At 41.8% G+C, this 14,493-nt stretch carries 12 protein-coding genes; 10 read left to right on the plus strand and 2 right to left on the minus strand.

Translation table 11 applies throughout. From position 1 onward, the window contains the following. Window positions 1–2 precede the first annotated feature (2 nt). Entirely contained in the window at window positions 3–1,868 is a 1,866-nt protein-coding gene (locus tag QOZ98_RS00210; protein WP_308785550.1) for a tetratricopeptide repeat protein, read from the minus strand. After that, window positions 1,865–2,290 carry a hemerythrin domain-containing protein gene (locus tag QOZ98_RS00215; RefSeq protein WP_308786126.1) on the minus strand — a complete coding sequence of 142 codons (426 nt, stop codon included), beginning with the start codon at window positions 2,288–2,290 and terminating at the stop codon, window positions 1,865–1,867. The genes QOZ98_RS00210 and QOZ98_RS00215 overlap by 4 nt, the downstream gene beginning before the upstream one ends. 423 nt (window positions 2,291–2,713) lie before the next feature. Here QOZ98_RS00215 and QOZ98_RS00220 point away from each other — a divergent pair, with 423 nt between their 5' ends. The 10 genes from QOZ98_RS00220 to QOZ98_RS00265 all read left to right on the plus strand — a co-directional run bounded on the left by QOZ98_RS00220 (window position 2,714) and on the right by QOZ98_RS00265 (window position 14,463). Continuing rightward, a complete protein-coding gene (locus QOZ98_RS00220) occupies window positions 2,714–6,388 on the plus strand; it encodes a nitrate reductase subunit alpha (protein ID WP_308785551.1) in 3,675 nt (1,224 codons plus the stop codon). Continuing rightward, on the plus strand, window positions 6,378–7,964 hold the full coding sequence (gene narH, locus QOZ98_RS00225; protein WP_308785552.1) for a nitrate reductase subunit beta: 1,587 nt from the start codon (window positions 6,378–6,380) through the stop codon (window positions 7,962–7,964). Before QOZ98_RS00220 ends, narH begins: the two co-directional genes overlap by 11 nt. Then, entirely contained in the window at window positions 7,957–8,532 is a 576-nt protein-coding gene (gene narJ, locus QOZ98_RS00230; RefSeq protein ID WP_308785553.1) for a nitrate reductase molybdenum cofactor assembly chaperone, read from the plus strand. The genes narH and narJ overlap by 8 nt, the downstream gene beginning before the upstream one ends. Beyond that, window positions 8,519–9,208: a respiratory nitrate reductase subunit gamma gene (gene narI, locus QOZ98_RS00235; RefSeq protein ID WP_308785554.1), complete on the plus strand. Its 690-nt coding sequence runs from the start codon at window positions 8,519–8,521 to the stop codon at window positions 9,206–9,208. The genes narJ and narI overlap by 14 nt, the downstream gene beginning before the upstream one ends. A gap of 39 nt (window positions 9,209–9,247) precedes the next feature. Further along, window positions 9,248–9,706 (plus strand): GAF domain-containing protein, encoded by a 459-nt coding sequence (locus QOZ98_RS00240; RefSeq protein WP_308785555.1) that lies wholly within the window; start codon window positions 9,248–9,250, stop codon window positions 9,704–9,706. A 32-nt stretch (window positions 9,707–9,738) separates the two neighbouring features. Further along, window positions 9,739–10,773: a sensor histidine kinase gene (locus QOZ98_RS00245; protein ID WP_308786127.1), complete on the plus strand. Its 1,035-nt coding sequence runs from the start codon at window positions 9,739–9,741 to the stop codon at window positions 10,771–10,773. Further along, entirely contained in the window at window positions 10,770–11,417 is a 648-nt protein-coding gene (locus QOZ98_RS00250) for a response regulator transcription factor (protein WP_308785556.1), read from the plus strand. The genes QOZ98_RS00245 and QOZ98_RS00250 overlap by 4 nt, the downstream gene beginning before the upstream one ends. 25 nt (window positions 11,418–11,442) lie before the next feature. After that, a complete protein-coding gene (locus QOZ98_RS00255; RefSeq protein ID WP_308785557.1) occupies window positions 11,443–11,970 on the plus strand; it encodes a hemerythrin domain-containing protein in 528 nt (175 codons plus the stop codon). A gap of 166 nt (window positions 11,971–12,136) precedes the next feature. Next, a complete protein-coding gene (locus QOZ98_RS00260; RefSeq protein WP_308786128.1) occupies window positions 12,137–13,657 on the plus strand; it encodes a nitrate/nitrite transporter in 1,521 nt (506 codons plus the stop codon). A gap of 290 nt (window positions 13,658–13,947) precedes the next feature. Beyond that, window positions 13,948–14,463, plus strand: a complete 516-nt coding sequence (locus QOZ98_RS00265) for a MogA/MoaB family molybdenum cofactor biosynthesis protein (protein ID WP_308785558.1) — start codon at window positions 13,948–13,950, stop codon at window positions 14,461–14,463. The last annotated feature ends 30 nt before the right edge of the window (window positions 14,464–14,493 follow it).

Genomic DNA, 14,493 nt, shown 5'->3' on the forward strand with positions numbered 1-14,493 from the left:
TTCTATGTCTGAAATATATTGTGTTTACTGCCTTTGAGAGTCGGCGCTAAAAATGTCCAAATTAACGCTGCTTCTTCGGGAGAGCGTGGAGTGATAGCAGCTGACTTTGGATAAGGCAAAGCGCCAGACTGTTTCTCAATATACTTTTTCACATATGGATTTTGATCAATAGCTTCTGTATAGAGATCTTGGGATTTTTGTGAAAGCATGCTCTTTTGCTGTTCAATCGACCACTTAAACCAACCGAAGAATGCGTTATCACTTAATTCTTGTTCGTAATGGAGAATCAAACTCTCAGCTTCCTCAAAACGTCCTAGTGCTATTAAAGCAGATACCGTTAAATATCGTACGCCCTGGTGATCACCTGGATTTAAACGGAGTACCTCATAATAAACAGGGAAGGCTTCTTCAAAGCGTGCTTGTTCCCAATAGAAGTTCCCAAGCAAAAATAACGCACGCAAGTAGGGGCGATTGGGAACGTATAACCAAGCAACATCCATTTCCGGCTCGTAACGTTCTTTGCCGCAGGCAACTGCCTGTTGAAGCAATTGTTCTTTGATTGCCAAATCGGTTTCCATTTCAGCAGCTAGTAGAAATGCGTCAGTATTTTTGGGATCTAACTGCTGAATTTCTTTCAGGCGGCTGGCCGTATTTGAATTCGTGTATGCATTGTAGGCAAGAAGTTGAGCACTTTCGAATTTGGTTTTCGGTTCATAGGATTTGCTGTGATAATACTCCATCTGGCGTTTTAATTCATTTTCACTCTGGATGGTGGCATTTTTTAAATGCATATACAATTGCCAATTCTGAAGTTCATTGCCTTTTGGATCTGTTCCTACTTCGAAGGCATAAGCTGCTTCTTTTTCAGTGTCTTCATTACTCATCGCGTTCAGATAAAAAGATTCAATTTCTTTTTTGAAGCCTTCCAATTTGTCTTCGTCTACGGCAAAGTACTTTGCAGTGTCGTCGGTACGCCATTCCAGTTTTATCAACCGGTTTTCGATGGCAAATTGAATTGCGCCGGCTACTGCTTCTTTTGGAATCAGCGCTAAAGGTTCTGCGTAATGGAAGAAGGCTTCGATTAGTTCATCGCTTTTTAAATCATGAGCTATAAGGAAGTTTTCCAACTCTTGTACAGTCTCAAGTACGGCTGAAGATACTTTGTCAGTAGCTATGAGGCCGCTGCTCAGTAATTGATAAACAGTCAGTATATTATGGCTGTAAAATTCTTGTGCCGTTGCAGCTTCAGAGCTCCGGTACATATTCTGAAGCTTAGAAATGCTATCCTGTTCTACTTCAACAGCAACGGTCAGGCTATTTAGCACCATTAAGAAATGTGCACCAATACGAACATCAGGCAAGTAAAAACCGGTAGCAATATTTCCAGCTTCAACAGGAAAAGATTCATTGACTTCAATTTCCATGACTGCTTCAGAAAGTAAATCCCGGACCTGTGCCCGGTAGTTAGTGACAGAAACAACTTCGCCGGCCATAAACATGGGATTGAGCCACGTTTCAAGGATCTGCTTGATTTGTATTCTTTCTTCTTTGGCAATCTTCTGTTCGATAAAAGCATTCCAAACATCGACACGTTCGGAAAAGAAAAAGATATCTCCAATAATTCCGTTCGATTTATCCTCTCCGTAAAGTGGGACGAGCAGGTTCTCAACTGTATCTTTCCATTTCAACAAATCTCTTTGTTCTGACGGGCGAGGATGATTTTCAAAAAACTCCTGAAGCAATCCTTGAAGTGCTTTGTTTTGTGCTTCGATGAACATTTTTGAAGAATCTTGGACTCCACAACATTTTTTGTATTTTTTTCCACTTCCACAATGACATAAGTCGTTTCTTCCAAGTGTATTTATCATAGGGAAGGCTCCTTAAGAAGCAGCCGTTCTTCTTCACGGCTATGAATAGCATTTATCACAAGCAACGCATGAAACTGTTTCATAACTCCGTAGCTGACGCCTTCTTCTTCAAGCAGTTTTTTAATATCAGCAACAATAATGCGCAATATATCATGATCTCGCGTCAACTCGGCTACGGTTTGCTGGAGTTCGGGTTTTTGTTCGATCATTTCCAAATAAAATCCTTCTTCTTCCGCATCGGCATGGCTGAGGATCCGTGTTTCCCAATATTCCAGTAAATGGTCGGCTGCCTGACGAGCGACCTCGTATTCTTTAGCTCTCAATAAATCTTCTACTTCTTCAGTTTTTGTTAATGCTCCGGATAAGGCGCCTTCATGAATTGCATGATGTGCATGCAATTGGCGCAAAGATGGTCCTGACATAATCATTCATTCCCCTCATTTTTTTTCAGTATAACACGCTAAAAACCTTGAATTTTCCAGCTAGGGCTTTTCCTTATAGGAAAGAGGGAACTCCCTTATTCGCTCTAATGACAGACGTTAAAGCATAGTTTAACCAAATGGGAACTTGTCTTCATAGGATTGATTTTTGCATAAATAACTATGGAAGGAACACTGAACTTTTCCTGTCTACTTATACAAAATTTTTATAAAAGGTGTGTAAGTGGTCTTTCTATTAATGGAACAAAAGACGGTAATTTTTTGGGGACAAGGGAGTTCCACAGGTTCAATAGGACTTTCCCTAATGGGAACTTTTTTGTTTCGCTTCCATAATGAAAATATACGAATGATATGGAGTGTATTCCCATCCATGTTTTTCATTCTGAGAAGGAGTGGTAGTAAGCGATGAAGAAAAAATTTGGATTAAATTTTTTTAAACCAGTAGAAAGTTATTCAGGCAGCTGGTCAATCCTTGAAGAAAAAAGTAGAGATTGGGAAAATATGTATCGCCAAAGATGGTCACATGATAAAGTAGTCCGCACCACACACGGCGTCAACTGTACGGGATCGTGCAGCTGGAAAGTATTTGTGAAGAACGGCATTATCACGTGGGAAAATCAGCAAATTGATTATCCTTCCTGTGGACCGGACATGCCAGAATTTGAACCACGCGGATGTCCAAGAGGAGCTACCTTTTCTTGGTACGAGTACAGCCCACTTCGGGTGAAATATCCCTATATGCGCGGCAAGCTTTGGCGGCTTTGGAAAGCAGCACGTGCAAGCCATGCTAATCCAGTAGAGGCTTGGGCAAGCATTGTGGAGGATCCTGAAAAAGCGATGTTTTATAAATCAGCACGGGGAAAAGGCGGGCATATTCGGGTTAACTGGGATGATGCTCTGGAACTGATTGCGGCACAATTGATTTATACAATTCGGAAATACGGACCGGATCGGGTGGCCGGCTTTACGCCAATCCCTGCGATGTCGATGGTCAGCTACGCTTCAGGAGCACGTTTTATTTCGCTTCTTGGTGGACAGATGCTGAGTTTCTATGATTGGTACGCGGACCTTCCGCCTGCTTCCCCTCAGATATGGGGCGAGCAGACAGATGTACCTGAGTCGTCGGATTGGTATAACGCAGGCTACTTAATGATGTGGGGATCAAATGTGCCCATGACTCGGACGCCGGATGCGCATTTTATGACAGAAGTTCGCTATAAAGGAACAAAAGTAGTATCTGTAGCTCCAGACTATGCGGAAAATGTAAAGTTTGCAGACAATTGGCTGGCTCCACACCCTGGAACAGATGCAGCATTGGCTCAAGCCATGACACACGTAATTTTGGATGAGTTTTACCAAACACGCCAAGAACCGATGTTCATCAATTATGCAAAACAGTTTACGGACATGCCATTTATGATTCTTCTGGATCCTCATGAAGATACACTAAAAGGCGGCCGCTTCCTGCGTGCCAGTGACTTAGGAGATACTTCACAACATGCAGAATGGAAACCGGTCATCTTTGATGAAGCGGCAGACAAATTGATGGTTCCAAACGGTACGATGGGTCAGCGATGGGAAGAAGATAAAAAATGGAACTTGATTCTTGAAAATGAGGATGGTTCTAAAGTAGAACCGGCATTGAGTGTAGAAGGCCATCAAGAGGAATGGAAGGAAATTGTTTTCCCATATTTCGATAACCAAGGAAATGGCGTGTTTAAGCGCGTGATTCCAGCAAGAAAAGTCTTGTTGGCAGATGGCACTGAACGTTACGCTGCAACTGTTTATGATTTGATGATGAGCCAATACGGTATTATTCGGACAGACAGCGAATACAATGCCAAGGGCTACGATGACGAAACGTCCCATTATACACCGGCATGGCAGGAAAAAATAACATCTGTCAAAGCATCAGTCGTTACGCAAATCGCCCGCGAGTTTGCACAAAATTCACTGGATACAGATGGCCGCTCGATGATCATAATGGGTGCCGGAATCAACCATTGGTTCAACAGCGACACCATTTACCGTGCAATTTTAAACTTGGTCATCCTCACAGCCTCTCAAGGTGTTAACGGTGGGGGATGGGCCCATTATGTTGGGCAAGAAAAATGCCGTCCGATTGAAGGCTGGTCTACAGTCGCTTTTGCAAAGGATTGGCAGGGCCCTCCAAGACTGCAGAATGCAACATCCTTCTTTTACTTTGCAACTGAGCAATGGAGATATGAAGAAAGTGGCACAGATGCACTAACTTCACCGCTCGCAGAAAACGTTGCTTACCAGCATCCTGCTGATTATAACGTTTTGGCAGCAAGACTCGGTTGGTTGCCTTCTTATCCACAATTCGATAAAAACAGCCTCCAGTTTGCTGAAGAAGCTGCTGAAAAAGGTGGGAAGACCGATAAGGAAATTTTAGATTACGCTGTTGAGCAGGTTACATCACGTAAGACAAAATTTGCAGTAGAAGATCCTGGTGCACCTGAGAACTTCCCAAGAACCTTGTTCATTTGGCGTTCAAACCTGATTTCCAGTTCTGCCAAAGGACAGGAATACTTTATGAAACATCTGCTGGGCGCTTCGGATGGCTTGTTGGCTGAACCGAACGTCGAAGAAAAACCAGAAGAAATTGTCTGGAGAGAAGATGTCGAAGGCAAGTTAGATCTGATGGTTGCACTCGACTTCCGGATGACTTCAACGCCACTGTATGCGGATATTGTTTTACCTGCTGCTACATGGTATGAAAAGACGGATTTGTCTTCAACTGACATGCATCCCTTTGTCCATCCGTTTAATCCAGCTGTCAATCCACTTTGGGAATCCCGTTCAGATTGGGATATTTACGCGAAACTAGCTGAAAGATTCTCTGAAATGGCCGAAACACATTTGCCAGGCATTTACAAAGACGTCGTAATTACACCTCTGGCTCATGACACGGTCAGTGAAATATCACAGCCGATGGGCTTAGTTAAAGATTGGACTAAAGGCGAAATTGAAGCGATTCCCGGCAAAACAATGCCGAACTTCAGTATAGTGGAGCGGGATTACACTCAAATTCACAATAAATATATTACCTTAGGCCCAAATTTGGCTACGGGCAAAACCGGTGCCCACGGCGTCAGCTTCTCAGTTGCGGAAGAGTATGAGGAATTGAAGCATATAAACGGCACTTACTTTGATGAAACGATTAAAAACGGTTTGCCGAAAATCCAAACAGCGCGTCAAGTAGCAGATGCGATGCTAAATCTATCGTCAGCGACCAATGGACGGGTTTCACAAAAAGCGTATATCGAGGCGGAAAAAGATACCGGAGTCCCACTAAAGGATATTTCTGCAGATCGCGCCGCAGAGAAAATTACTTTCCAAAGCATCACCGTCCAACCGCGCGAAGTCATTCCAACGCCAGTTTTTAGTGGATCCAATAAAATGGGAAGACGTTACTCGCCGTTTACAACGAATATCGAACGTTTAGTTCCATTCCGGACATTGACCGGCAGACAACATTTCTATATTGACCATGAAATTTTCCAGCAGTTTGGCGAAGCCTTGCCGGTTTATAAACCGACATTGCCACCTATGGTGTTTGGCAAAAATGATAAGAAGATTAAAGGCGGAGTCGATTCACTCGTATTGCGATATTTGACACCACATGGCAAATGGAATATCCATTCCACTTACCAGGATAATCAGCACATGCTGACGTTATTCCGTGGAGGACCAACTGTCTGGCTCAACAATGAAGATGCGAAGGCTCATGACATTGACGATAATGCTTGGCTTGAAATTTACAACCGGAACGGCGTAGTTACAGCACGTGCCGTAGTCAGCCATCGCATGCCAAGAGGCACGATGTTCATGTATCACGCCCAAGATAAGCACATTCAAGTACCGGGATCGGAAATTACAGATACCCGCGGCGGCAGCCATAATGCACCAACGCGGATCCATTTGAAACCAACTCAAATGGTCGGAGGATATGCGCAGCTTAGCTATGGCTTTAACTACTATGGACCTATCGGCAATCAGCGTGATGAATATGTAGCGGTTCGGAAAATGAAGGAGGTTGACTGGCTTGAAGATTAAAGCACAAGTAGCAATGGTTATGAATCTTGATAAATGCATCGGCTGTCATACCTGCAGTGTTACGTGCAAAACCACATGGACTAACCGTAAAGGTGCTGAATACATGTGGTTCAACAACGTAGAAACTAAACCGGGGATTGGCTATCCAAAGCGTTGGGAAGATCAGGAACTGTATAAAGGCGGATGGCAGCTCCGCAAAGGAAAGCTGGAGTTAAAGTCAGGCAATAAGTTATCAAAAATTGCGTTGGGAAAAATCTTTTATAATCCTGACATGCCTGAAATGAAAGATTATTACGAACCATGGACCTATAATTACGAGCACTTGACCAACGCCGGTGAACTGGAACATTCACCCGTTGCACGAGCACACTCGTTGATTACCGGCAAAAAAATGGACCTTGAATGGGGTCCAAACTGGGAAGATGATTTGGCTGGTGCACACATTACAGGCCCACTTGACCCGAACATTCAAAAAATTGAAGAAGAAATCAAGTTTAACTTCGACAAGGCGTTTATGGTTTACTTGCCTAGACTGTGCGAACATTGCTTAAACCCAAGCTGCGTCGCATCCTGCCCTTCCGGAGCAATTTACAAACGGGAAGAAGACGGTATTGTTTTAGTTGACCAAGAAGCATGCCGAGGCTGGCGCTATTGTATGACTGGTTGTCCATACAAGAAAGTTTACTTTAACTGGCAGACCAATAAAGCAGAAAAATGTACATTCTGTTTTCCGCGTATCGAGGCAGGCTTGCCTACAGTGTGCTCGGAAACCTGTACTGGCCGGATTCGTTATTTAGGAGTCCTGCTCTATGATGCGGACCGAGTTCTGGAAGTAGCTTCCACACCAGACGAAAAAGATTTATACAAAGCACAATGTGATTTGTTTATTGATCCATTCGATCCAGAGATGATGGCATTAGCAAGAAAAGACGGAATTTCGGAAGACTGGATTGAAGCGGCACAGAATTCACCTGTCTATAAACTGGCAATTGAACATAAACTCGCTTTCCCGCTTCATCCTGAATACCGTACATTGCCTATGGTCTGGTATGTGCCGCCGCTCAGCCCAATTATGAACTATTTTGAAGGAAAAGATTCCATTAAGAATCCAGATATGATTTTCCCGGCAATAGAAGAAATGCGGACACCGATTCAATACCTTGCAAATATGTTGACTGCGGGGGATACGGAGACGGTGAAACATTCGCTGCAACGTATGGCCATGATGCGTTCATACATGCGTGCGAAGACAACCGGCAAAGAATTTGATGAAAGCCGCTTGGAACGAATTGGCATGACGGCCCATCAAACGGAACAAATGTATAGACTCTTGGCAATTGCCAAATATGAAGACCGGTTTGTTATTCCAAGTACACATCGTGAAGGGCGCGTAAACCCTTACCGCGCACAAGGTATGGAAGGTTTCGATACGGAAGGCATGGGAGGTTGGGGAACTGATTCTGGTGGATCATGTGATGGTTGTGGGCCAGCATCACCAAGCCCGACTGGCACAGCTACGAAAACAGGCAAAGAAATTTACGAAGAAAACTTCTATGGAGGTATATGGCGTGATTAATTTAGAAAAGCTATATCGCTATAAAGTATCATTTGGTTTTTTTGCCCATCATCTGACCTATCCGCAAAAACTGGATTTTCACCCTTCTCTTATAGAGGAATCATTTGATGCCGATCATCCTGCATTTGAGCATGTTCAACGCTACTGGGAACTGATGCATGAATTGAGCTTGGATCAGATACAGGAAATGTATACTGATATCTTTGATTTCGACAAAGACAGTACATTGTTTATGACGTATTTCAAGTTTGAAGATGCTAAAGAGCGTGGACAGATGCTCGCTAAGATGAAGGTTTCGTATGAAATGTTCGGACTTGAAATGCCTGACTCGGAACTATCTGATTTCCTCCCGCTTATCTGTGAGTTTCTATATGCAGCTGAGTGGCTGGGGGACCCCCGGGCACCTCAAAGTTTCCAAATGCTGATTGCAGTACTGGAAGATGGAACGTTTCATTTACTTAAATCTTTAGAAGAAAAAAATAGTCCATACTATTATCTTGTTAAAGGATTGCGTGAAACATTCAAAGTATGCATCGAGCAGGAGGTGCCTGTCGATGGAAACAGTTGATAAATTCATTTGGGTGGTTTTCCCATATATTTGTATGGCTATTTTCATATTCGGCCATATATACCGATACCGTGTCGATAAGTTTCATTGGACAGCAAAATCCAGTGAGTTTATTGAGAAAAAGCAGCTGATGTTCGGCAGTTTATTGTTCCACTTAGGTATTATCCCAGTGATTTTTGGTCATATCGGTGGATTGGCAGTTCCAGTAAGCTGGATGAACGCCATGGGAGTAAATGATCACCTCTATCATATCGGCGCAATCTACATTGGCGGATTTTTCGGTTTCATGACTTTGTTTGGGATGATTATTTTGACGTTTAGACGTTTTTCTATTTCGAGTGTCCGAAAATTAAGTTCATTTTCCGATCTTGCAGTAAACTCACTTCTTTTGTTTATCGTTTTTATGGGGATGTATGCAACCCTGGTTACCAATGCGGTACAACCCGATTTTGATTACCGATTGACAGTCTCAGTTTGGTTCCGTGATCTCTTCTTTTTCAATGCCAATCCTGAAATTATGGCGAATGTTCCCTTGTCATTTAAAATTCATATTTTAACAGGTTTCGCAATATTTGCTTTCTGGCCATTTACTCGTCTTGTGCATGTTTGGAGCGTGCCGTTGAATTATGTGGGCAGAAGTTATATCCTATACAGAAGACACAAACCAACAAATTAAAAATGAGTATTTCTTTTTAATTTGATAGGAGATAAAAGTATGGAGTATATAGAAGAATACCAATTGCAGATTGAAAAATTTCGGGAAGCTCTTGGTTGTGATATTATGGCGCTTGCATTGGTCCAACCAGCTGAAAATCTTTACGTATTAAAATGGCAGTACATTTCTGGCAATATAAGCGAGCGCATCAAAAAAGTTGTTCTTCAGTCAGGAAAAGGGATTGCCGGAGGTGTTTTTAAAAGCGGCAAGCCTTTAATGGTACCAAATGTAAGCGAATTTGCTTCAAAAGATGATTTGTTCAACTACCCAATACTAAGGTTGGAAAAATTACAGAGTGTAGGAGCTACACCTTTATGGCATAGCGGGAGAGTGGTCGGTGTGCTTCTAGGGGGATATCGGGAATCAAATTTAATGACAACGGAAAAATTGCAGCTGTTAATCAGCATGTCAAAGTCCGGTTTGGGCAAACTGGATGGAAAGGAATTGTTGCGTAATTGATTTCTGACAAAAAAGAACAATTAACAGACTTGATGCTGAAGATGTATGAAAACAGCACTGAAGCAATTTTCTTTTTTACCAGGGAAGGCCAGACAATTTCCATGAATCCTGCCGCCGAAAAAATTATGAATGTCCATGTGCTGGAGCAGTTAAAAAAAGGAGCGGAAAATGCACTTTGCACGGTTTGTATAGGCTATACCAGTGAAAGTGATCTGACAACATGCAAAGATTGTTATTTTACAAGTTCCAGCCATGAAGATTTTTCCTCTTTTCAAGTTTTTCTTGAAACTGAGGGCAAAGGAATCACACCCTATGCCGCCACTTTCCATGTAATAGATGCTGAAAAAGGCACTCGGGTATTTATATTAAGAGATTTATCAGTTCAATTTGAAACTCAAAGTAAACTTGAGCAAAATACAATGATGAAAAATGTCATCAAAGCACAGGAAAATGAACGAAAGCGTATTTCTAGGGAATTGCATGACAGTGTAGCTCAAGAACTTTTAAGTGCTGTTGTTGATTTGCGTGCCCTTAAATACATGACAGATGATAAAGATGTATTGAAGAAAACCAATGAAAGCACCACTACATTGATCAGGTTAATGGATGATATACGCAATTTGTCTGTTGAACTTCGTCCTTCGGCCCTCGATGATTTTGGATTAGAAGCAGCTTTTCGATCACACTTTAAACGCCTGGAAGAAAGTTCTGGTTTGAGCGTCGACTTCGTATCTACAATTGAACGAAACCGTTATGAAACTGAAGTAGAAACAGTGTTTTACAGAATTTGTCAAGAAGCTGTATTTAACGCAGTTAAATACGCTCATGTCGAAACTGTTCAAGTTAGATTGTTTGAAGAACAGAACATATTGCACTTAATTGTTAAAGATGAAGGTGCTGGTTTTATTCGAGGAAGTAATCCTTTAGGAACAGGGCTTGGATTGTACGGAATGAATGAAAGAGCCGAATTGGTGCTAGGAAATGTGACGATAAGTTCTGAAATCGGTGAAGGAACAACCGTGCATTTACGTGTGCCTTTAAAAGAACAGCGGGAGATGGCGGAATGAAGATTGTTATAGCAGATGACCATGCAATTGTGCGCAGCGGTTTTTCCATGATTCTTAATTTCCAAGAGGATATGGAAGTAATTGCGATGGCCGCAGATGGAATCGAAGCTTATCAGATGGTAGCCAAATACCATCCTGATGTACTGCTTCTAGATTTAAGCATGCCACCGGGTGAAAGTGGGTTAGTGGCGACAGGAAATATTAAGGAAGACTTTCCTGAAACCAAAATTCTAGTCTTAACAATGCATGACGACGAAGAGTATTTATTTCATGTGTTAAAAAACGGTGCTTCTGGCTATATGCTAAAAAGTGCACCAGATGAAGAACTTCTGCAGGCAATAAGAGTTATTTATAACGGTGGAACTTATATCCATCCGAATATGGCCACTTCACTGGTTCGGGAATTGCAGAATAAAGATCATAATGTTAAGGAATCAGATCCTTTTGAGATACTGTCTAAACGGGAAATTGAAGTGCTTCCCCTGGTTGCTAAAGGCTACGGAAATAAAGAAATTGCTCAAAAACTTTTCATATCTGTAAAAACAGTGGAAGCTCACAAGTCAAAAATAATGGAAAAGCTGCAGTTAAAGAGCCGCCCAGAATTAGTTGAATATGTGTTAAAGAAAAAACTAATGAATTTTTGATGATTAGTTAGGAGGCGGCATTTGCATGGCAGAAAAGTCAGAGTTTCGTTTTAAAGAACCAGGGATGAGGCTATTGGAAAATGAACATGCCTATTTAACCTTTTTGATGAATGAATGGCATGCGCTCGTCTTATCGTTTGAAGATGATCGGCTAAGCTTGGAAGCTGGTCGTGAAAACATGAAGACATTACGCCAGAAGCTCTTTGAATTTATCGAACCCTTTAAAAACCATACTGATAAAGAAGAAGAATTCTTTTTCCCGGCGCTTGGTAACTATATAGGGTTTGAGCAGGGTCCACTTGTCGGAATTCAAGATGAGCACCAGGAAATTGATGCTTATATTGGGCATTTTTTTCATCATACCCGTGATAATATCGACTTGCTGACGCTGGAACAAATGAAAGCTGTTGCTCAAGACGCTGCAGAGGCTTTCGAAGTATTGACCGTCCATTTTATGAAAGAGGAAACAGTGCTGTTTCCAATGGCTGAAAAAGCGATGAAAGCGGTAGATCAAGACGAATTATACAAAAAATTAAATACTCTTATTACCTGAATCAACCGAGCCGCTTCCTTTGGAAGCGGCTTTTTATTTTAAGGGTTTTCCCTTTCAGCGGAAGGGCTCTCCCTTATTAAAAAGAAACTGACCACGGGATACAATGAAGGCAGGAAATAAGTACGAAAAAAAGCGTAAACAAAATTTAGCAGAAAAGGTGATTTTGATGATTAAGAAAATGCAGTTGCCGCTTCAAACAATGAATCTTGTAGTAGGTTTTATGGTATGGGTGATAATATCCTCGCTTATTCCATTTATCAGTGAAGACATAGCCATTGCTCCAGAAAGATTGGCTATTGTAACAGCAGTTCCTGTCGTACTCGGATCAATTCTGCGTATACCACTAGGGTATTATGCCAATATCTTTGGAGCTCGTATTATATTTTTAGTAAGCTTTATCTTGCTTTTGTTTCCTGTGTTTTATTTGAGCGAAGCTTCTAGTTTTACAGACCTTATTGTGAGTGGGTTATTCTTAGGAATCGGTGGAGCAGTATTTTCTGTCGGTGTTACTTCCTTGCCTAAGTATTACCCGAAAGAAAAGCACGGTTTTATCAATGGGATTTATGGTGCCGGCAACATCGGGACAGCCATCACCACATTTTCTGCACCATTGATAGCTACTCAAATTGGCTGGTCATCGACTGTCAAAATTTACTTAATCCTGTTGCTAATTTTTGCAGCACTGAATTTTTTCTTCGGGGATCGTCACGAAACAAAAGTGAAAACTCCTATTATTGAACAAATTAAAGGTGTCTATAAAAATGAAAAGCTTTGGTATTTCTCTTTATTTTATTTCATCACATTTGGCTCTTTTGTAGCATTTACGATTTATCTGCCCAATTTTTTAGTCAGCAACTTCGGGCTTGACAAAGTGGATGCCGGGATGCGAACTGCTGGTTTTATCGCCCTTGCAACTTTTCTGCGGCCAGTAGGAGGATGGCTTGGCGACAAATTGCAGCCATTGCTGCTATTGATGGGTACTTTCTCCATCTATACGGTGGCCGCTATTATTTTGGCATTTTCTCCAACAATTGAGCTTTATACAGTAGGTAGTCTAGCTATTGCCGTAAGTGCCGGGATTGGCAATGGTGTTATCTTCAAACTCGTTCCTTTCTACTTTAATAAACAAGCCGGTATTGCGAACGGAATCGTATCGATGATGGGCGGTTTAGGCGGATTTTTCCCTCCGATTATGCTATCGATTATCTTTTCAGTTACGGGCCAATATTCTATCGGTTTTATGCTTCTCTCCCAAGTGGCTTTGGCAAGTCTCGTGCTGGTTGTCTGGATGTACTACCAAGATCGTCTGCAGCTGTCTGTTGAAGTTTTCAATTCTACGGGCCAAGGAATCCTGGTGACGGATATTTCGGGGAAAATAAAAACGGTCAATCCAGCCTTTACCCGTTTAACAGGATTTGACGAATCTGATGTGGTTGGACAAAAACCAAGCATCATGAAGTCTGGCAGACAACCTATTGATTTCTACAAAAAGATGTGGAAAGAGATTGAGGGAAATGGCATGTGGCAAGGTGAGATTTGGAATAAGAGAAAAAATGGAGAAGAGTATCTTCAGTGGTTGAATATTAGTGCAGTAAACGATGATACAGGCGAAGTTGTGCGTTATGTCGGAACTTTTACAGACATTACTCCTAAATATAAAGAAACTCTAGGCTCAGAAAGCAACTGAATGAGTTAGATGAAAAGGTGAAAAATGAGCCCAGCAATTCTTGCACAGTATGATGTGGGGGAGAGACAGTGCAGGTACTGCCTGATCGGAATCGTCCTATTACAATTAGCCGATGCAGAAAATGCTGGATTGCGATTAAGTAGCGCAGTTAAATTTACCCCATATTTTGTTGAGATAAAAGCATTTGAAAAGCGGTTGATTCTGTCTGCTGATTTACGGAGTTCGAAGTACGGCAGAAGGCAGGAAAGTATATCATCGCTTGTTTGGGTGATTTAGAAAGGGAGAGCTAAGTGTCGAATTCGTTCCCATTAAAAAGAAGTATACATATCGCTATCTTAACAATCAGCGATAGGCGGAATAAGGAAACTGATACAGGCGGTGAATTGATTAAAAAATTAGCAAAAGCAAACGGCTTGGAAGTTTGTAATTATAAAATCGTAAATGACAACAAGAACGAAATTAGTGGAGTATTGTCTGAATGGTTGGAGAATGAAGAACTGGATGCAATCATAACTACCGGAGGCACAGGCATTTCCGAACGTGATGTGACGCTGGAAGCAATTGAGCCTTTTTTTGATAAGGAATTGAGAGGTTTTGGAGAAATGTTCCGCTACTTGAGCTTTAAAGAAAGTATTGGAACCAAAGCAGTTTTAAGTCAGGCTTCAGCAGGTGTGGCATCGGAAAAAGCAATTTTTGTTCTACCGGGTTCGCGTGCAGCAGTAAAAATTGGAATGAAACGACTCATTTTGCCAGAAATCCGTCATATCATTTTTGAACTCTGCAAACATCATCACCCTCGCGTATAGGTATGCATCCGATGCCTGGCTCTATCAAAC

It is taken from the genome of Planomicrobium stackebrandtii, from assembly GCF_030814955.1.
GTDB classification, from domain to species: domain Bacteria; phylum Bacillota; class Bacilli; order Bacillales_A; family Planococcaceae; genus Planococcus; species Planococcus stackebrandtii.

Bases quoted from the DNA above. Each gene is read 5' to 3' on its own strand.
- QOZ98_RS00210 (WP_308785550.1), bottom strand. From the start codon at position 1,868: ATGATAAATACACTTGGAAGAAACGACTTATGTCATTGTGGAAGTGGA.
- QOZ98_RS00215 (WP_308786126.1), bottom strand. From the start codon at position 2,290: ATGTCAGGACCATCTTTGCGCCAATTGCATGCACATCATGCAATTCAT.
- QOZ98_RS00220 (WP_308785551.1), top strand. From the start codon at position 2,714: ATGAAGAAAAAATTTGGATTAAATTTTTTTAAACCAGTAGAAAGTTAT.
- narI (WP_308785554.1), top strand. From the start codon at position 8,519: ATGGAAACAGTTGATAAATTCATTTGGGTGGTTTTCCCATATATTTGT.
- QOZ98_RS00240 (WP_308785555.1), top strand. From the start codon at position 9,248: ATGGAGTATATAGAAGAATACCAATTGCAGATTGAAAAATTTCGGGAA.
- QOZ98_RS00245 (WP_308786127.1), top strand. From the start codon at position 9,739: ATGCTGAAGATGTATGAAAACAGCACTGAAGCAATTTTCTTTTTTACC.
- QOZ98_RS00250 (WP_308785556.1), top strand. From the start codon at position 10,770: ATGAAGATTGTTATAGCAGATGACCATGCAATTGTGCGCAGCGGTTTT.
- QOZ98_RS00255 (WP_308785557.1), top strand. From the start codon at position 11,443: ATGGCAGAAAAGTCAGAGTTTCGTTTTAAAGAACCAGGGATGAGGCTA.
- QOZ98_RS00260 (WP_308786128.1), top strand. From the start codon at position 12,137: ATGATTAAGAAAATGCAGTTGCCGCTTCAAACAATGAATCTTGTAGTA.